Source organism: Gordonia otitidis, from assembly GCF_020735545.1.
In the GTDB taxonomy this organism is placed as follows: Bacteria; Actinomycetota; Actinomycetes; order Mycobacteriales; family Mycobacteriaceae; genus Gordonia; species Gordonia otitidis.
Genome location: NZ_CP085974.1, coordinates 2,952,169 through 2,971,381, shown reverse-complemented (window position 1 = coordinate 2,971,381; position 19,213 = coordinate 2,952,169). Strand labels below are relative to the sequence as shown.

Here is a 19,213-nt window from a genome sequence, read left to right as displayed (position 1 = left end):
CGTCCTCGTTAGCTCAGTCGCGCATCGGCTTGACCAGGGGGAACAAGATGGTCTCGCGGATTCCAAGGCCGGTCAGCGCCATCAGCAGCCGGTCGATACCCATGCCCGTGCCGGCGGTCGGAGGCATACCGTACTCCATCGCGGCGAGGAACTCCTCGTCGAGCCGCATGGCCTCGTCGTCACCGGCGGCCGCGAGGCGGGCCTGGTCGACGAACCGTTCACGCTGGATGACCGGGTCGACGAGCTCCGAGTAGCCGGTGGCCAGCTCGAAGCCGCGAACGTAGAGGTCCCACTTCTCGACGACGCCTGGCACGCTGCGATGAGCGCGCACGAGCGGCGAAGTCTCGACGGGAAAGTCGCGGACGAACACCGGCTGCGACAACTTCTCGCCGACCATGTGCTCCCACAGTTCCTCGACGAGCTTTCCGTGTCCGTACCCCTTGTCCTTCGGCACCTCGAGGCCGACGCGTTCGGCGATGGCGAGGAGTTCGTCGACGGTTGTGCCGGGGTGCTCCGGCCCGCCGTCGGGCACGATCTCCTGACCGAGCGCTTCCGACAACGACGGGTACATCTCCAGGGAGGTCCACTCGCCCGACAGATCGTAGGTGCTGCCGTCGGGCATCTCCGGTGTGAGCGTGCCGAGTGCGCCGAGCGCGACCTCCTGGACGATCTCGCGGGTCATGGTCGCGGCGTCGTCGTAGGTGCCGTAGGCCTGGTAGGTCTCGAGCATCGCGAATTCAGGCGAGTGCGTCGAGTCGGCGCCCTCGTTGCGGAAGTTGCGGTTGATCTCGAAGACGCGCTCGATACCGCCGACCACGGCACGCTTGAGGAACAGTTCCGGTGCGATTCGCAGATAGAGGTCGATGTCGAATGCGTTGGAATGAGTCACGAAGGGGCGAGCGGCCGCGCCACCGTGCAGTGTCTGCAGCATCGGGGTCTCGACCTCGAGGAACCCGCGCGTCACGAGCGCCTTGCGCAGCTCGGCGATCACCGCGATGCGCGTGCGTGCGATCTCGCGGGCCTCGGGACGCATGATGAGGTCGACGTAACGCTGGCGGACGCGCGTCTCCTCGTTCATCTCCTTGTGCGCAACCGGCAACGGCCGCAACGCCTTCGATGCCATCGCCCAGTCGTCGGCCATCACCGACAGTTCTCCGGTACGGGAGCTGATGACCTCGCCGTGGACGTAGACGATGTCACCGAGGTCGACGTCGGATTTCCATCGCGCGAGCGACTCCTCACCGACACCGTTGAAGCTGATCATTGCCTGCAGTTGAGTGCCGTCGCCTTCCTGCAACGTCGCAAAGCACAGCTTGCCCTTGTTGCGCAGAAAGATCACGCGACCGGCGACCCCGACCTGCAGCCCGGTCTCGGTGCCTGCCTCGAGGTCCGGGTAGGCGGCGCGGATCTCGGAGAGGCTGTGCGTCCGCCCGATCGACACCGGGTACGCTTGCCCACCCTCGGCGAGGATGCGCTCGCGCTTCTCGCGCCGGATGCGGAGTTGCTCGGGCGTCTGGTCGTCATCCGTCGCGTTCGTCGTGGTCACGGGTTCGCTCACGCATCGAAGACTATCGGCCGACGTGGGGTCGGTGAAAATCGCGCCCTGCGGCGAGTGTTGTCACCACACCCACCGCACCGTCAGTGCGCTGAGAACATCGCCAACTCGGCGTCGCTGATACTGCCGTTGATGCGGTCGCGGCGTAGCCGCGTGAACCCGCCGACCACGAACACGGCACCGGTGACTCCACGTGCCTGTAGGTGCCACGCCAACCATTCGGCCTCGTGCCCGTCGTCGCTGACCAGAATCCAGCGTCGATCATGTGTGGCCGTCCGTAGAGCCTTCGGCGATCCCGGCGTGAGCAGGTCGAGGGCCTCGGTCGCCTCGACGGCGAGTGCCCCGATCAACGCACCGTCGAGTGAGCGTTTGCGGTGGCTGCGGATGTCGACCGGGACAGCACCCGCCGCCACGGCGGCGCGATATGCGGTCGGTTGGACCGATAGCGGGGCGCTGGGGGCGTGAGCCGAGATCGGTGCGTGGACGTGCTGGGTGAACTGGACCGATGCGGTCATGAGAGAGATACCTCGAGTGATCGAAAACAAGCGGGGGCGTCGACGAAGGGCGGCCGCATGAAGCGGACTCAGCCCTGACAACACTCCTGACAGCTCATGATCACGGCGACAAGTCTGCCACAGCTCACGGTCCGAGGCCAGACCAGCGCAGGGTTGTGCGCCTCGTGGGCCGAATGGCCGCCATCCCCGACCCGGGGTGACAGTGATTCAACGACTACCGCGGGCTCGCCCCTGCTGCTTGGCTCGTTCCGAGACCAGCCGTAAACCCTCCAGGGTCAGATACGAGTGGTGTTCGGTGAGCGTGCGGCTCTCCGGGAAGATCAGCGGCGCCAGCGACCCGGTGGCCACCACCGTCACGTCGCGCGCGTCGAATCCGTCGACGCCCTGGCGGATACGGTCCACGAGACCGTCGACCTGTCCCGCGAAGCCGTAGAGGATGCCCGACTGCAACGCCTCGACGGTGTTCTTGCCCAACACGCCACGTGGCGGCATCAACTCCACCCGACGCACGGTCACGGTGTGCTCGGCGAGGGCTTCGACGCCCAGATTCACTCCCGGCGCGATCGCGCCACCGAGGAACTCCCCCTTCGCCGAGACCGCATCGACCACGGTGGCCGTGCCGAATGCGGCGACGATGCACGGGCCTCCGTAGAGATGGTGCGCGGCGAGACAGTTGGCAACGCGATCGGTGCCGACCTCCTTGGGGTTGTCGACGAGGAGCGGCACTCCGGTTCGTACACCGGGTTCGAGCAGGACGTGGTGGACGCCGTCGTAGTACCTCGCGACCATCACGCGCAGCTCACGCAGCAACGACGGCACTGTCGACAACGCGGCGACGCCCGTGATCTGCTCGATGTCGCCGCCGAGCAGACCCCGGATCGTCATGGCGAGTTCGTCGGCGGTCAGGTGCGGGTCGGTGTGAATCCGCCAGTCGCGCACCAGAGCGGCATGGTCCCCCGAACCCGCGAACACCCCGAGATGGATGTTCGTGTTCCCGACCTCGACGGTGAGCAGCATCGGACGAAACCTACACCCCGGACTCGGCGTAGGCGGCTCGCGCCGAATCCGCTTCGGGGTGACGGGGGTCGAACAGACCCGAGCCCTCGGGTGCGTGCGCGGGGTCGGAGCCGTTCTCCAGCACCCGATTGGCCTCGTCGACGAAGACGACGTGCGGGCTGTACTCACGCACCTCGGCCTCGTCGAGGATTCCGTAGGCGATGATGATCACGAGGTCACCGGGATGAACCAGATGCGCTGCGGCACCGTTGATCCCGATGACGCCGGTGCCACGGTCACCCGCGATGGCGTAGGTCTCGAGCCGCGCGCCGTTCGTGATGTCGACAATGGTGACCTGTTCGCCTTCGAGTAGGTCTGCGGCGTCGAGAAGGTCGGCATCGATCGTGACCGAACCGACGTAGTGCAGGTCGGCCTGGGTGACGGTCGCCCGGTGGATCTTCGACGTCATCATGGTGCGAAACATGCTGTCATTCCTCTGTGTTGACGCGCAGCGGCTGCTGCTGTGTGGAGGGCGGGCTGCAGAGTCTGTTGGGGTGGTCGCGGCGAGCCCGACCGGCACTCGTCGTCCGATCGTCGGGGTCAGTACGCATCGGGGTTCCCGATGTCCTCCGGATCGATCCCGATCGACACACCGACATTGTCGATCAGGCGTGCCCGGCCGAGTCGGGCGGCGACGAGTAGTCGACCTTCGCCCTTCTCCGGCGCTTCGCCGAGAGCACGGTCGCGGAGCGCGAGATAGTCGAGTTCGAGCTCGGGCGATGTCGCCAGAACCGCTTGTGCGGCAGCGAGTATCGCGCTCTTACCGCCGGGGGCCGCGTGCGCGCCTGCGGTGAGCGCGGCCGACAACGTGGTGGCGATCTCGCGCTGTTCGGGCGTCAGGTAGCGGTTGCGCGACGACAACGCGAGCCCGTCGGCCTCGCGCACCGTCGGAACACCAACGATGTCGACGTCGAGGTTGAGGTCGGCAACCATCTGCGCGATCAGCACCAGTTGCTGATAGTCCTTCTCGCCGAAGAACGCGGCATGCGGCGTGGCGATGTTGAGCAGCTTGCACACGACGGTGAGCATCCCTGCGAAATGTCCCGGGCGAGCCGCGCCGTCGAGTATGTCTCCCGCGGGCCCCGGCACCACCGTGGTGCGCGGACCGAGCGGATACATGTCGGCGACAGTCGGCGCGAACACCAATTCCACACCGGCAGAACGCAACAAGTCGACGTCGTCGTCGAAGCTCCGTGGGTACGCGTCGAGGTCTTCGTTCTCGCCGAACTGCAACGGGTTGACGAAGATGGAGACGATGACCACCGCGTTGCCGACACTCTTTGCAGCGTCGACCAGTTGCAGGTGGCCCGCGTGGAGGGCGCCCATGGTCGGCACCAACACCACACGCCTGCCGGCACGCCGCAGCGCCTGACTCACCCGGTGCACCGTCGTGGGATCGTGATGCACCGTCAGCTCACCTCGCGTGTAGGCGTCCGGGCTCAGCGGGGCGGTCATCGTTCTCCTCTCACACGACGCGGGACACCCTGCGCCCCAGTCGTAGTCGATATCCGGGTAGTCGACGTCGAAGTGGTCACTCTCGTCGCTCCAGAACCTCGATCAGCGGCTGGGGCGCATCGGTGTAGGTGGCTGCCCGCCGCGCGAGGATGCGGTAGGCCTCGGCAATCGCTGTGGGACGGTCGCCGCCCGGCAGCGCACGCAGCGCGGCGAGATGATCGGCGACGGCACCGGCGTCGCCCCGAGCGACCGGTCCGGTGAGTGCATCCGGCCCCAGGTCGAGCACGTTGTGCAATGCCGCAGTGAGCAATGGGGCGAGGATGCGCTCGGCAAGCCGCTCGGAGTTCCCGTCGACGGTGGCCGCATCACGGCTCGCCTCGCCCGCCGTACCCTCGATGGCTGCGTTCATCGCAGCGACAGCGTCGCAGACCAGTGCCACGAGATGATTCGCGCCGTGTGCGAGTGCGGCGTGGTACAGGGTTCGGTCGGCCTCCGCGATGCGCACGGGTTCGCCGCCCATTTCGAGCACGAGGGCCGATGCGATGGCCAGACCTACCTCGTCGGCAGCGGTCACGCCGAAGCATGCCTGCTGCAGTCGGGCGGTGTCGTCGTCGGATCCGACGAACGTCATCGCGGGATGTACGGCGAGCGGAAGCGCACCGAGTGCGGTGAGCGGCGCCAAGATCTCGACACCGTGTGCACCCGCGGTGTGCAGGACGAGGGTGCGCGGACGCAACCGTCCACTGTCGGCGATGTCGGCGACGACATCGCGGATGTCGGCGTCAGGCACCGCGATGATGAGGAGCTCGGATCGCGCGACGACCTCGGGGAGGTCGAGTATCTGCGATTCGGGGAGCCGTTGCGTTGCGCGCTGACGGGACCGGGGAGATCGAGCGACAACTGCGCCCACCACATGACCAACCCGCTCAAGGGCCTCACCGAGTGCCGTCCCGACTCGCCCAGCCGAGACGATTCCGACAGTCAGACGGGCGGGCGTGGGTGGGTTGCTGACCCCGGCGAACTCCGCGGAGGAGGAATGCCCCAGACGCCCCGCGTCACTGCGCCGCTCATTCGACCCGCCATCAGGGGTCGAGGGCACGGCGGATTCGCCGTTCGGTGAGGTCACCGGTGTCCTCCCAGGTCGTTCCAGTCCCAACTCTGGCGTGGGTACCGGACGTGCACCGCAATGCTAGGCGCTCGACGCACCGCCGGGCCAATGCCTGTGAGACTCGTCACCTGGGCAGGGCATCGACTCCATCCGACGAGGTGGAGCGGCACTTGCCGACGTCAGTCCTCGCGACGCCGACGCCCGCCGCCCCCACCGCTGGGGGACTGACGAAGCTGATTGAGCAACTCGGCGACCGGAAGCCCTGCGGTGTGCGCCGCGTCGTGGTCGTCGTCCTCATCACGACGCCGCCGGCCGCCACCATAGGTGCGGGTCGCGTCGTCGCCGGTCTCGTGCCGACCCGACGACGTCTCGGGTGCGACATCGACGTCAGGTGCGACCTTGGCTTCCGATGCGACCTCGACGTCGGCTTCGGTGGCGCCCTGTTCCGACGGCTCCGACGTGGCGGTTCGGGACGGCCCGACGTAGAACCCGCCGGAGAACGGCGCCGACGTCGTCGGTCCCTGGTCGGCAGCCGACTGAGGCGTCGACGACTCGGCGGTGTCAAGAGTTCCGGAGGTGTACGGGGCCCGCGGCGACGGTTGTTCTTCGACGACGTCGACGACGACCTCCTCGGCGACGACGTCGGGGGCTACGTAGTCCGCTGCGGACGCATCGCCGCGTGCACTGTCGTCGTGAGGGGTTTCGCCCGCGCGAGACTCCGCTGCGCCTGCGTGAGGGTCCTCGGTGGGTGTCTCGGCGTAGGTTGTCGCGTCCTCGGGGACCTCGTCGGCGATCACTTCGTCGACTCCGACGGCCTCGACCTCGTCGGCGCGGATCTCATCGAGCGGAACCTCGGTGGCGATCCGGCCCGAAATCGGCGCATCACCCTGCACGACGGGCAGAACCTCGGTCAACTCGTTGGGGTCGACGTCGGAGCCGAAACGCCTCGGAGCATCGAATGGCCGGGAATCGCGACGTCGGTGTTCTGCGCCGGGTGCGGTCTGCTCGAAGTCGCGTGCGGCGAGGGCCCCGTCGTCGTGGGCGGTGAAATCGGTCGAGCCGTAGGTGCCGGGATACGCCGTACCGCTGCCGTAGTCGGGCTGCGAACGGCCAGACTGCGCACCGAGTCCGCCGAGACCCGACGCCAACTCACGGAGCTTTTCGTTCGGTAGTGCTGCGCGCTGATCGGGCAACGATTCGCCGAGCAGCATCTCGAGACTCGAACGGAGTGCAAGGACCTGCGCCTTGAGTTCGGCGAGTTCGACGCCGGCCTCGTCGCTGATCTCCTTGCGGATCGTCGACTCGACGTCGAGCTCGTACTGCCTACGCGCAGCAATCTCTCGCTCGAGTTGCAACTCGTAGACCAGTCGGAGATCGCGGCTCTTGCTCTCGGCGCTCTCGGCCTGTCGGCGGTACCTCGTGATGAGAATCGCTGCGATCACCGCGGCCCACAGCGCCGCGATCACCGCCAGCGATCCGAGCACCGAGATCTGGTCGGTGAAGAGCATCAGCACACTGGCCACCACGGCCAGCACGATGAGAAGACCCACCAGCCATTGCCCGACGCGACCGGAACGGCGTGAGTCGGCGGCACGGCCAGTCGAGGTCGTCATGACCGTGAACTTACCCTCTGACGGCCCGCGCGACGGCGAGGCGGGTGCGGAGAGTCATGATTCGCACGCTGATATGTGGATGTCGGTCGCTCACGCGGGTCCGGGATGCCCGTCCGCACGCGGTTGTGTCGTCTGGTCGGTCGGGTCGTCGGGTGCTCGACAGCAGTACTCGAGCCAGAGCGCCGCGACGACGAGAACAAGGCCCCCGAACGCTCCGACGATCGCGCCCGGCTTGTCGTGTTCGGCGGAGGTGACGCCGTGTTGACTCCACAGGAACACCAGCATGCCCACCCACACACCGACGGCCACGGCGCCCAGGATGGCCGACGCCTTGGCCAATGCCAACACCCGCGCGGCCGTCAGCGGGTGCAACTGTCCACGGGCGCGGCCCACCTGACGGTCGGCGACGCGTGCGCGCACGACGAAGGCTATGGCCGTCTCGATCGCCGCGAGGACGTACAGCACGAGTCCGGCCAGCAGCGGCAACGGGGGCAGCGCCGAGTAGTTGTAACGGACGAGTATCCAGGCGATGAGGGCCACGAAGACCGCGATGATGAGTAGGTCGCGAGGTCGGGTGGGTCCGAGCCCTGGCTCGTCGGACTCCGGCGGCGTCGACGGGTTCGGCGCGGTCATCCGACTGCCTCGCTGCTGGCGGGTCCGCCGTTCGTCGTCAGCCTGCGGACACCCTCGCGCTCGGCGGTGGGCAGGGCCTCGACGAGGTCGACAACCGAGCGGGGGCCGTCAGGCGTCCACAGCGTCGCATTCGGTTCGATCTCCAGCCAGGGCACCAGCACGAAGGCACGCTGCGCCGCGCGGGGATGTGGCAGGGTCAGCTCTTCGTCGGCGCTGATGATCGGCGTCCCCGCATCGTCGCTCGCGCAGATCACGTCGACGTCGAGCGTCCGCGGACCCCAACGGACCTCACGCGTTCGGTGCGCGGCGCGCTCGAGGTCGAATCCCCGCTGCAACCAGTCGCGTGCGGAGATCGGGCCGTCGACGATGAGCGTGATGTTGTAGAAGTCGGGCTGCTCGACGCCACCCCACGGGGCCGTCGTGTAGATACTCGACGCTGCGACGAGGTCGTCGGCGAGCGCATCGACGACCTCGTGCAGTCGGGCTGCACGGTCGCCGAGATTGGTGCCCGCGGACAGGATGGCGCGCGTCACCGCAGACCACCCGCGGACTTCCGGGACCGCCGGGTGACGACGGCGACGTCGGCGAAATCCAACGGGATCGGCGCCGACGGCTTGTGGACGACCACCTCGCAGGCGTGGATGCGGTCGTCGAGCATGATCTGCTCGGCTATCTCTCCGCCGACGGCCTCGATGAGGTTGCGCGGTTCTCCTGCGACGACGTCGTGAACCTGCTGCGCGAGTGTGCCGTAGTCGACGGTGTCGGCGAGGTCGTCCGACTCTGCCGCGGCACGGAGGTCGGTCCACAGCGTGACGTCGATGACGAAGTCCTGGCCGTCGCGCCGCTCGTGGTCGAAGACACCGTGGTTGCCCCGCACGCGCAGGCCGCGCAGTTCGATTCGGTCAGCCATCCTGCTGCTCCCCATGGACGGTGTGCCGGTCGCGGCCCCCCGCGCGCCATGCGGCTGCCACGGTGACCGCGTCGCGATTCGCCGCGACGTCGTGCACGCGGACGCCCCACGCGCCGTGGATCGCGGCAATCGCGCTGATCGACGCGGTCGCGATCTCACGTCCCTCCGGCGGGCGGGCGTCGCCATCGACGGCGAGCAGGGTTCCGAGGAAACGCTTGCGCGATGCCCCGACCAACACGGGGAAACCCAGGCCGACCAGGGTCGGCAGCGCATTGAGCAGCGCCCAATTGTGTTGCGCCGTCTTGGCGAATCCCAGTCCGGGATCGAGGATGATGTTGTCGGGGTCGACGCCGACGTCGACCGCGGCGTCGACCTGGCCCAGCAGCTCACGACTGACCTCGGCGACGACATCGCGGTATCCGCCGGTGTCGTCGACACGATGAGTGAATCGACGCCCGGCATCGGACTCGGCTGCCGCGGGACGCCAGTGCATGAGAATCCAGGGCAGCCCCACCTCGGCGAGGAGTGACGCCATGCCCGCATCGGCACGGCCGCCCGAGACGTCGTTGACGATCGTCGCCCCCGCATCGATGGCGGCCTCCGCGACCGCGGCGCGCATCGTGTCGACAGACACCTGCACACCTTCGTCGGCGAGTGTTGATATCACCGGTACGACGCGTTTGATCTCGACGGCCTCGTCCACGCGGATCGCGCCGGGTCGGGTCGACTCGCCACCGACGTCGATGATGTCGGCGCCGTCGGCGTGCAGACGCAGCCCATGCTCGACGGCCCGGTCGGGATCGAGATATCTGCCGCCGTCGGAGAACGAGTCCGCGGTGACGTTGACGATCCCCATCACCTGCGTACGCGCGGAATCGCGGGTTCCGGCGTCGACCGGGTCGTCGGTCACCGGGTGATGAGGTCGAGTGCCTCGCCGCGTGACACGGCGCTGGTCTTGAAGATGCCACGCACCGCCGATGTGGTGGTGCGCGCACCGGGCTTGCGTATGCCCCGCATCGCCATGCACAGGTGCTCGGCCTCGATCACGACGATCACACCCCGCGGATTGAGCCGATTGACCAGGGCATCGGCGATCTGACTCGTCAGTCGCTCCTGCACCTGCGGGCGCTTGGCGTACAGGTCGACGACCCGCGCCAACTTCGACAGTCCGGTCACCTGGCCGGTGGGTCCGGGGATGTAACCGACGTGGGCGACGCCGTGGAACGACACCAGATGATGCTCACACGTCGAGTACATCGGGATGTCCTTGACCAGCACCAGTTCGTCGTGGTCCTCGTCGAAGATCGTCGCGAGCACCTCCGACGGATCGGTGTAGAGACCCGCGAACATCTCCCGATAGGCGTTGGCGACACGAGTCGGCGTGCGACGCAGCCCCTCGCGATCGGGATCCTCGCCGACCGCGATGAGCAACTCTCGTACCGCCGCCTCGGCGCGCTGCTGATCGAAGAAGCGTCCGCCGTCGACCGTCGTCGCGTGCGATGCGTCCTCGTGAGTCGCGATGTCGTGACCCTCGCTGATTGTCATCGATCCGACCCTCAGGCTCCGTCTCCGTGTGAACCGTTGCGTGGCGACCCCTCACCGTCGTCGCGGTGTTGCCCTCCACCGTTGTGACCGGTGCCGTGCTGACCGCCATAGGGGCCGTACTCATGGCCGTTTTGCTGATTACCGTTGGCGCCGTTCGGGTTTCCGCCGCTCGGGTAGCCCTGGGGCTGGTAGCCGCCCTGCTGTTGACCGTCGGGACGGTATCCCCCCGGCTGGTAGCCGCCGCCTGCCTGGTAACCACCCGATTGGGGCGGCCACCCGGGGGCGGACCAGTCGCGGGGTGCGCCGTAATCGGGTCGCGTGCCACTTCCCTGGGAGCCAGGGGGGTTGTTCCCCTGCTCGGGATAGGGAGGTGCATAGCCCTGCCCGGGCGTCGGATACGGACTTCCGTAATAGGGCTGCTGTCCACCCGCATACCCCGACGGCGGTGTTCCGCCCGGTGCACTCCCGGCACCGACGGGCTCACGCACGGGCTCCGGCGGTGGCGGTGGCCACGGCTCGCCGCGTTCTATTGCCAGCTCCCCGGGAGTCTTCACCGGTGGCTTGTCGCTCGGGGTGCGCTCACCGAATTCGTTGAACGTGGTGATCCGCGGGCGCTTCTCGACGTTGGCGAGGATCCGCTCGAGATCCTTGCGGGTCAGCGTCTCCTTCTCCAGGAGTTCGCTGGCCAGGATGTCGAGGGTGTCGCGGTACTCGGAGAGGATTGCCCAGGCCTCGGTGTGTGCGGCCTCGATGAGTCGACGTACCTCGTCGTCGATCTCGCTGGCCACCTCGGCCGAGTAGTCGCTCTGTGCACCCATGCTGCGTCCGAGGAACGGGTCGCCCTGTTCCTGGCCGTACCGGACAGCGCCGAGCTTGGCGCTCATGCCGTACTCGGTGACCATCGCGCGGGCGATCTTGGTCGCCTGGTCGATGTCCGACGACGCGCCGGTCGTCGGCTCGTGGAAGACGAGTTCCTCCGACGCACGACCACCCATCGCCATGACCAGGCGGGCGATCATCTCCGAACGGGTCATCAGGTCCTTGTCCTGCTCGGGAACGGCGAGGGCGTGGCCGCCCGTCCGTCCGCGGGCGAGGATCGTGACCTTGTAGATCGGATCGAGATCGGGCATCGCCCATGCCGCGAGCGTGTGACCGCTCTCGTGGTAGGCAACGACCTTCTTCTCGTGTTCGCTGATGATGCGGCTCTTGCGGCGCGGTCCACCGATCACGCGGTCGACAGCCTCTTCGAGCATCTCGGCGGTGATCACCGTCTTGTTCTCGCGGGCGGCGAGGAGCGCGGCCTCGTTGACGACGTTGGCGAGGTCGGCGCCCGACATTCCCGGTGTTCGCTTGGCGAGGCCGTCGAGGTCGGCGTCCTCCGCGATGGGCTTGCCCTTGGCGTGCACCTTCAGGATCGCGCGACGCCCGGCGATGTCGGGGTTGCCGACCGGAATCTGTCGGTCGAAACGGCCGGGACGCAGCAGCGCCGGGTCGAGGATGTCGGGGCGGTTGGTGGCCGCGATCAAGATGACACCCGACCGGTCGCCGAAGCCGTCCATCTCGACGAGCAGCTGGTTGAGTGTCTGCTCGCGTTCGTCGTGTCCACCGCCGAGGCCTGCCCCACGCTGACGGCCCACCGCGTCGATCTCGTCGACGAAGATGATGCAGGGACTGTTGTTCTTGGCCTGCTCGAACAGGTCACGCACACGCGACGCGCCGACACCGACGAACATCTCGACGAAGTCCGAACCCGAGATGGTGAAGAACGGCACGCCCGCCTCACCCGCGACGGCTCGCGCGAGCAGCGTCTTACCGGTTCCGGGCGGGCCGTAGAGCAGCACGCCGCGCGGGATCTTCGCGCCGAGCGCCTGGTAGCGCGCGGGGTTCTGTAGGAAGTCCTTGATCTCGTAGAGCTCTTCGACCGCTTCGTCGGCGCCTGCGACGTCGGCGAACGTGGTCTTGGGCATGTCCTTGGACAGCTGCTTGGCCTTGGACTTGCCGAAGCCCATCACGCCACCCTTGCCGCCGCCCTGCATGCGGTTCATGACGAAGAAGAACAGCCCGAACAGCAACAGCATCGGCAGCAGGAAGATCATGATCTGCCAGAACACCGACTGCTGGGTGACATTGGTCTGGTAGCCGGCCCCCGTCGACTTGACCGAGTCGAAGACCTGCTCGCCCGCGGACGCCGGGTACTTGGTCGTGATCTTCGAGACGTCCTGGCCGTCGACCTTGATCGGCTCCTTGGTCTCGATCCGCAGTTGCTGCTCGCGGTCGTCGATCTGGATGAACTTGGTGTTCTTGGTGTTGAGCTGAGTCAGCGCGACAGAGGTGTCGACCCCGGTGTATCCGCGATCACCGTCGCGTAGCGCGTACCAGCCCCACAAGGCCAGCACGATCACCGCGAGGATCGCGAGATTGCGGAAGACTGTCTTTCGGTTCTGGTTCATGCGCATTGGTGGAGGTCCAGGCTCTGCGTGGGGCCGCCCGGCGCCGTTACCACTGTCCTTCCCATCGGTTTTCCAACGATGTGAACGCCACCCGAGGGTTCGGTCGTACACATAGAGGCTACCGGTCAACGATCATGCAGGTGAAACCGTTCCCCGCGGTGAAATCGTCGGCCGTCGTCGTTTCGACCTCACCGTCGTCGTTTCGACCTCACCGTAGGCGCGGCGTGCGCGATCGTCCGCGCTCCCCGGACCTCACTTCTCGTACACCGACGCCCGCAGGCGGCCGATGAAGGGCAGGTCGCGATAGCGCTCGGCGTAGTCGAGGCCGTATCCGACGACGAATTCGTTGGGGATGTCGAACCCGATGTCGGCGACCTCGACCGGGGATCGGACCGCTTCGGGTTTGCGCAGCAACGTGCAGACGGCGAGTGACCGTGGCTGCCGCGTGGCGAGGTTCTTCATCAGCCACGACAGCGTGAGTCCCGAGTCGATGATGTCCTCGACGATCAGCACGTCGCGGCCGGCGATGTCACGGTCGAGATCCTTCAGGATGCGCACCACACCGGACGAGGAGGTCGCCGAGCCGTAGCTCGACACCGCCATGAACTCCATCTGCGAGGGGATGGGCAGCGCACGGGCGAAGTCGGTCATGAACATGATCGCGCCCTTGAGGACACCGATCAGGACAAGATCGTCCTGCAGGTCCGTATAGCGCGCCGCCACCGACGCAGCCAGCTCGGCGGTTCGAGCCTTGATCTGTTCCTCCGTGATGAGGACTGCCTCGATGTCGTCACCGTAGTGGTGCTCGATCTCGATCTCGGAATGCACGGATACCAGCTTGACATGTCGGGTAGCCGCGGGTCGCAGTCGGTGCCGAGCGATGCCGAAGCCTCCCCCATCGACCCGAGGAACCGCGCCTCGAGATCGGGGCGATCCGACAACGAACAAGTAGGGCGAGAACGATCCCCCGATCGGACGACATTCATCCTCCGTTGACAGGACATTCGTATCACGGGGAGATAACAAACCGTATCAGGCGTCACCTTTGCGGCGGGTTTCCCGCACATTCCCGTATTTCCGATGAGAATCCACTTCGGGACATCGTCGATCAATTCTATTAATGCATCTAAACAATGATGTTCCGGGATTCAGATCGGTAAAACCGCTCGGGGCCGCGGGATCTTACGCCGAATCCGCCACCAATCGGATCGAGGATATGGACGGAACACCGATGAACCATCAACGACGCGGTTCGACACCCACGCACCACTCGGTACTGCCGGATTGCGTAAGACCCTCCACCACAATCACTCTCACCCGACTGATCGCGGTCCTCGCTGCGGCGGTCCTGACCATCCCCCTGGTGCACTCGATCGCTCAGGCCGCCCCTCCGCCTCCCTCGGTGCACTATCAGCTGTCACAGACCCCCACGGGAGTGAATCTGTCGGTTTCCGACGGTTCGATCTCACGCGAAGGCAATGACGTCGTCGTCAAGAATTCCGCAGGCCAGGCGTTATTCCGGATGGGTTTGCGGTATCGCAGCGAGTACCTCGAGTATCCGATCGACGCTGCCGTTTCCGGCAAATCCGTCTCGCTGACTCCGTCTCGCGACGTCTCGCGCGCACATCCGCTCGACCCTCGACAGGTCAATGCGGTGCGACAGGTCGCCGCCAAGCAGGCCCCGCCCAAGCAGACACGGCAGCAGCGTGACAACGAGGCTCTCGACCGCTTCAACGGTGTCCTCAACGCGGGAATGACCATCTCATCGCTCGTCGGTCTCGCGATCGGCGCCGTGGTGGGAGGGATCGCCGGCTGCGCAATCGCAGGCGTGACCCTCACACCGCTCGGATGCGTGTTCGCGGGTATCCCGATCGGCGCGGGCGTCGGCTCGATCGTCGGGGTGATCCTCGGCGGAGGCGGAACGCTCATCGTGGCGGCGATTCAGTACTTCCAGACCATCACGTCGCCGGTCTGAGCCGAGGGGCCCCCGATTCCGGCCGGTGCGACGCGCGAGCCCGCGGGTAGCTGAACGTCGCATCGGCCGGCGTCCTAGTATTGGCCACACCGACGTCGACGCCGGTGAGTGGTCAGGCGCGCCGACGTCAATCGCGGCATCGGCCGAGGACGGATACCGCAGAGAACTGCGGAGAAGAATGAAGGGTGGTCGCGATTCGTGGCGTCTCAAGATCGCCGGATCGCACGCACTCGTCGGCAACTCCGCCAAGCCTTCATCTCACTCGTGCTCGAGCGCGGATACTCGTCGATCACCGTCGAGGACATCACCACCAGAGCAGACCTCGGCCGCGCGACCTTCTACGCGCACTACACAGACAAAGATGCACTCTTCGAGCAGATAGTCGACGAGGTCATCGCAGACATGCAGGTACGTCTGGAACCGGTGTTCGGCAAGGACGGGCGCGGATTCACCGGGCAAGCGATCACCGCGTTGTTCCACCACGCCGCACAGGAGCGCGACACCTACCGCGTCATCCTGCGCGGTGAGGGGGACGGCCTCGGGCTGCGACGCTTCGTCGACGATCGCTCCGCCCGCGTCACCGAGTACTTCACCCACCGATCCGACGCAGAAGGCGTGCGTATGCGCATCGACCCCGAGGTCCTCGCACGCGCCTGGGTCGGCGAAATCGCAACCGTTCTCGCGTGGTGGCTCGAATCAGATCCCCGAGCCCCGATCGACGACATCACGGACGAACTCCTCAACCTCTCGCTCCATGGTCGGTATTGGGCGTCCGGATTCGACGCCGAGGGCGCCCAGCCACCGACTTCCTGACGGGGTTACTCCCTAAGCGGGTCACTCGCTGACCGGTCGGACTCTCGACCGGGTGCCGCCCGTGTCCATCGTGCGCCGCGTTCTGACCCGGCGAAGCGACAACACCCACTGCGCGATCGCTACCGGCAACCATCTGCGGACATATCAGCCTGCCTAGTTATGGCGCAGCTCATAGTTGCCCGTCCCGGTGATCCACGACTCTTGCCCTTGGCTTGGACATCGCGTATGTTTCCAGACAGAGCGTCTTGTTTCATACACACAGTCTTCTTTCTTTGAGGTGAGCCATGGTTGCGCAGCAGTGCGGCAGCGATGACGGCACGGCAACCGATGAGGCAGCCGCCGATGTCGTCGACTATCGCTTCACGCTCGCGAACGAACGCACTTTCCTCGCATGGATCCGTACCTCGCTCGGGTTGCTCGCGGGCGGCGTCGCCCTCCAGTCGCTCGCAGCGCAGTTCGCGACAGCCGACTACCGGCGCGCGATAGCCCTGTCGTGCGCAGTCCTGGCCCTTGTGTTGTGCTGCTTGGCGTTTCGACAGTGGAGGCGAGTCAACCGGGCAATGCATCAGGGGACGGAACTCCCCGGGAATCTGGTCGTGCCGCTCGTCGCCGTCGGCGTCGTCCTCATCGCGATCGCGGCTGTTCTCGCACTGGTTCTGTCATGACGACACAGTCGCCGTGGCCCGCGGATCCCGGCCTTGCCATCGAGCGCACCGCGCTTGCCTGGCGTCGAACGACGCTGACCGCCGTAGTGACAGTCTTCCTGCTCGCGCACGCCGCTGTCGTCAGAGCCCCGGTCGCTGCCGCATTCTGCGTCGCCGCGGCCGCTGCGTGTGTCGTCGTGTTGGCGTTCATCTGCTTCCGACGCAGTCGCGTGCTGATGCAGCGCATCTCGGCACCTACCCACTTCCACCTCGCCACCATCACGGCACTCGTTGCCGTCGCCTGCACCTGTACCGCGATTGCCGCAGTCGTCGGCTAAACCACAGGACGGAGAGTTTCTCGATGACACCCGTACTCGGAGAAGACATGCGCACAGCGTCCGACCGACCGGACGGGGACGCCAGCACATGCTGCGCTCCCGGACGTCGACCTTCACCGCCGAGCAGTAGCGACCACGAAGCACCGCAACGAATTCGAACGACAGACCATGCGCTGGCTCTCGACCGCTTGATCGCGCTGCCTGCCGCGGAGTTCTGGATGGGTGACGACGGACCGTCGAGCCACGCCGCCGACGGCGAAGGTCCGATCAGATCGACGACCGTCGACGCCTTCGCCATCTCCGCACACACCGTCACCAACGCCGAGTTCGACGAGTTCGTGACGAACAGCGAATACGTCACCGACGCAGAGCGTTTCGGGTGGTCCTTCGTCTTCGCCGGACTTCTTCCCGCAGCACTGAGACGCGCCTCGCCCCGACCCGAGGGCACCCCGTGGTGGTGCGCGGTCACCGATGCCACCTGGCGGGCACCAGAAGGTCCGGGCAGCGATGTCAGCGAGAGAGCCGACCATCCCGTCGTGCACGTCTCATGGAACGATGCCCGCGCCTTCTGCCGATGGGCCGGTGTGCGCCTGCCGACCGAAGCCGAGTGGGAGTATGCCGCACGAGGCGGGCTGAGCAGAGCGCGCTATCCGTGGGGTGACGAGCTCGATGAGGACGAGAGCTTTCGGTGCAACATCTGGCGGGGCTCCTTCCCGGCTCGCAACACCGCCGCCGACGGATACCGATCGACGGCGCCGGTAGAAGCGTTCGAGCCCAACGGATTCGGCCTCTACAACATGGTCGGCAACGTCTGGGAATGGACGGCCGACCCATGGCGCGTCGACCACTCCGGATCTCCACATGAAGCGCCGGAGTCCCGGTACGCCATGCGCGGCGGCTCACACATGTGCCACGACAGCTACTGCAATCGCTACCGAGTCTCGGCGCGCACCTCGAACTCCGCCGACGGCAGCAGCGGGAACATCGGCTTCCGCATCGCCCGCTGACACACACGCACTTCTCTTTCCGTTCGGTCATTCCACCGAAGACCTGAAAACCCGCAATCCACGCCCCACAAAAGGAAGTGAGACAACCATGTCCTCCACCCACACGAACGTGCTGCTGATCATGTCCGACCAGCACAACCCGAAGATCATGGGCTCGGCAGGCAACCCGCTCGTCGCAACACCGAACATGGACCGCCTCGCCGCGCGGGGAACGAGATTCAGCGATGCCTACTGCGCGAGTCCCATCTGCGTGCCGTCCCGCGCCTCGGTCGCCACCGGCCTGTACCCGCACCAGACGCGGTATTGGGACAACGCCATGGGATACGACGGCGCTGTCGAGAGTTGGGGACATGAGCTACAGAAGGTGGGACGGCGCGTCGAGTCGATCGGAAAGCTGCACTATCGCAACGAGAACGACCCGACCGGATTCGACGTGCAGCACCTGCCGATGCACCTCAAGGACGGTGTCGGACAGATCTGGGGATCAGTACGAGACCCGTTGCCGCGCAGAGACAATGCGCCTCTCATGGTGTCCTTCTCCGGTGGCGCGGAATCCGACTACACACGCTACGACGCCGCGGTCACCGACCGCACGTGCGAGTGGCTCGCCGACGAGCACAACCACGACGAACCGTGGGTACTGTACTCGGGACTGCTCGCGCCGCACTTCCCCTACCTCGCACCACCCGAGTTCTTCGAACTCTACAACCCCGACGACATGCCCACCCCGACCATGCGGCCCGAGCACGGTCACGCCCGTCACCCGTGGGTCGAGGCCTTCGCAGGAGTCCTACCCGGCCTCGACGACGCCAACACCGAGGAGGAGCGTCGACGCGCCGCTGCCGCCTACTACGGTTTGGTGAGCTATCTCGACCACAACGTCGGACGCATTCTCGACGCACTCGATGCCAGCGGACAGGCCGACAACACACTGATCATTTACACCAGCGACCACGGCGACATGGTCGGGAGCCGTGGGCTGTGGGGAAAGTCGTTGCTCTACACCGAATCAGCCGGAGTGCCGCTGATCATCGCGGGACCAGGCGTCGAAGCAGGCACGGTCAACTCCACCCCGACGAGCCTCCTCGATCTCTACCCGACGATCCTCGACGCCGCCAGAGTCGCCGCGACCGGCGAACCGCGGCCAGGCACATCGCTCCTACAGATCGCCGAGTCACCCGATCCCGAGCGTGCCGTCATGAGCGAGTACCACGCGATGGGCGCGGCCAGCGGCGCGTTCCTGTTGCGCAAGGGCGACTACGTCCTGCACCACTATGTGGGGTACGACGACGAACTCTACGACGTCGCAACCGATCCGAACCAAACGAAGGATCTGGCACACGACCCCGCCTACCGGGAGACGCTCGCAGCGCTCCTCGCCGAGATCGAATCCATCTGCAACCCAACAGATGTAGACGCACAGGCCAAAGCCGACCAGGCCGCACTCGTCGAGCGATTCGGTGGCCCCGCTGTCGCAGCAACCCTCGGTACCCCCGGCGAGACCCCGCCGCCCGCGGTCTGACACCGCACCGTGTGCAAGACGACCTTCCCGACTCACACACACAGACAACCACCGAGCACACGTAGAGAGATCCC

20 protein-coding genes are annotated in these 19,213 nt (G+C 66.3%); 6 read left to right on the top strand and 14 right to left on the bottom strand.

What is annotated here, in order from left to right:
• Positions 1-13 precede the first annotated feature (13 nt).
• From lysS to hpt, 14 genes are all read right to left on the bottom strand, one after another.
• The gene (lysS, locus tag LK459_RS13605) at positions 14-1,558 is read right to left on the bottom strand and encodes a lysine--tRNA ligase (RefSeq protein ID WP_227918875.1); all 1,545 of its coding nucleotides are present in this window, start codon (positions 1,556-1,558) and stop codon (positions 14-16) included.
• A gap of 80 nt (positions 1,559-1,638) precedes the next feature.
• Positions 1,639-2,070, bottom strand: coding sequence for a rhodanese-like domain-containing protein (locus LK459_RS13600; protein ID WP_227918873.1), 432 nt, complete (start codon positions 2,068-2,070; stop codon positions 1,639-1,641).
• A gap of 207 nt (positions 2,071-2,277) precedes the next feature.
• The gene (locus LK459_RS13595) at positions 2,278-3,087 is read right to left on the bottom strand and encodes a type III pantothenate kinase (protein ID WP_007236823.1); all 810 of its coding nucleotides are present in this window, start codon (positions 3,085-3,087) and stop codon (positions 2,278-2,280) included.
• Positions 3,088-3,097: 10 nt separating this feature from the next.
• Positions 3,098-3,550, bottom strand: a complete 453-nt coding sequence (panD, locus tag LK459_RS13590) for an aspartate 1-decarboxylase (protein ID WP_227918871.1) — start codon at positions 3,548-3,550, stop codon at positions 3,098-3,100.
• Positions 3,551-3,666: 116 nt separating this feature from the next.
• Entirely contained in the window at positions 3,667-4,581 is a 915-nt protein-coding gene (gene panC / locus LK459_RS13585) for a pantoate--beta-alanine ligase (RefSeq protein WP_227918869.1), read from the bottom strand.
• Between the two features lie 76 nt (positions 4,582-4,657).
• Complete coding sequence (locus tag LK459_RS13580; RefSeq protein ID WP_227918867.1) at positions 4,658-5,707, bottom strand: Rossmann-like and DUF2520 domain-containing protein; 1,050 nt, start codon at positions 5,705-5,707, stop codon at positions 4,658-4,660.
• A gap of 161 nt (positions 5,708-5,868) precedes the next feature.
• Positions 5,869-7,302: a DUF6779 domain-containing protein gene (locus LK459_RS13575; protein ID WP_227918866.1), complete on the bottom strand. Its 1,434-nt coding sequence runs from the start codon at positions 7,300-7,302 to the stop codon at positions 5,869-5,871.
• 90 nt (positions 7,303-7,392) lie between these two features.
• The gene (locus LK459_RS13570; RefSeq protein WP_007236828.1) at positions 7,393-7,935 is read right to left on the bottom strand and encodes a DUF3180 domain-containing protein; all 543 of its coding nucleotides are present in this window, start codon (positions 7,933-7,935) and stop codon (positions 7,393-7,395) included.
• Complete coding sequence (gene folK, locus LK459_RS13565) at positions 7,932-8,468, bottom strand: 2-amino-4-hydroxy-6-hydroxymethyldihydropteridine diphosphokinase (RefSeq protein ID WP_227918864.1); 537 nt, start codon at positions 8,466-8,468, stop codon at positions 7,932-7,934. The genes LK459_RS13570 and folK overlap by 4 nt, the downstream gene beginning before the upstream one ends.
• Positions 8,465-8,845, bottom strand: a complete 381-nt coding sequence (gene folB / locus LK459_RS13560) for a dihydroneopterin aldolase (protein ID WP_007236830.1) — start codon at positions 8,843-8,845, stop codon at positions 8,465-8,467. The genes folK and folB overlap by 4 nt, the downstream gene beginning before the upstream one ends.
• Positions 8,838-9,701, bottom strand: a complete 864-nt coding sequence (folP, locus tag LK459_RS13555; protein WP_227923739.1) for a dihydropteroate synthase — start codon at positions 9,699-9,701, stop codon at positions 8,838-8,840. The genes folB and folP overlap by 8 nt, the downstream gene beginning before the upstream one ends.
• Before the next feature lie 50 nt (positions 9,702-9,751).
• Positions 9,752-10,390, bottom strand: coding sequence for a GTP cyclohydrolase I FolE (gene folE / locus LK459_RS13550; RefSeq protein ID WP_007236832.1), 639 nt, complete (start codon positions 10,388-10,390; stop codon positions 9,752-9,754).
• A gap of 11 nt (positions 10,391-10,401) precedes the next feature.
• Positions 10,402-12,840 carry an ATP-dependent zinc metalloprotease FtsH gene (gene ftsH / locus LK459_RS13545; RefSeq protein ID WP_227918862.1) on the bottom strand — a complete coding sequence of 813 codons (2,439 nt, stop codon included), beginning with the start codon at positions 12,838-12,840 and terminating at the stop codon, positions 10,402-10,404.
• A 252-nt stretch (positions 12,841-13,092) separates the two neighbouring features.
• A complete protein-coding gene (gene hpt, locus LK459_RS13540) occupies positions 13,093-13,668 on the bottom strand; it encodes a hypoxanthine phosphoribosyltransferase (protein ID WP_007236834.1) in 576 nt (191 codons plus the stop codon).
• Between the two features lie 403 nt (positions 13,669-14,071).
• On the opposite strand from hpt, the gene LK459_RS13535 reads away from it, so the two are divergent.
• The 6 genes from LK459_RS13535 to LK459_RS13510 all read left to right on the top strand — a co-directional run bounded on the left by LK459_RS13535 (position 14,072) and on the right by LK459_RS13510 (position 19,139).
• A complete protein-coding gene (locus tag LK459_RS13535) occupies positions 14,072-14,815 on the top strand; it encodes a hypothetical protein (RefSeq protein ID WP_227918861.1) in 744 nt (247 codons plus the stop codon).
• 198 nt (positions 14,816-15,013) lie between these two features.
• On the top strand, positions 15,014-15,628 hold the full coding sequence (locus LK459_RS13530) for a TetR/AcrR family transcriptional regulator (protein ID WP_227918859.1): 615 nt from the start codon (positions 15,014-15,016) through the stop codon (positions 15,626-15,628).
• Between the two features lie 284 nt (positions 15,629-15,912).
• Entirely contained in the window at positions 15,913-16,293 is a 381-nt protein-coding gene (locus LK459_RS13525; protein WP_007236837.1) for a YidH family protein, read from the top strand.
• Positions 16,290-16,610, top strand: coding sequence for a DUF202 domain-containing protein (locus LK459_RS13520; RefSeq protein ID WP_227918858.1), 321 nt, complete (start codon positions 16,290-16,292; stop codon positions 16,608-16,610). The genes LK459_RS13525 and LK459_RS13520 overlap by 4 nt, the downstream gene beginning before the upstream one ends.
• A gap of 218 nt (positions 16,611-16,828) precedes the next feature.
• Positions 16,829-17,617 (top strand): formylglycine-generating enzyme family protein, encoded by a 789-nt coding sequence (locus tag LK459_RS13515; RefSeq protein ID WP_265416844.1) that lies wholly within the window; start codon positions 16,829-16,831, stop codon positions 17,615-17,617.
• Between the two features lie 88 nt (positions 17,618-17,705).
• Positions 17,706-19,139: a sulfatase-like hydrolase/transferase gene (locus LK459_RS13510; protein ID WP_227918856.1), complete on the top strand. Its 1,434-nt coding sequence runs from the start codon at positions 17,706-17,708 to the stop codon at positions 19,137-19,139.
• Positions 19,140-19,213 lie beyond the last annotated feature (74 nt).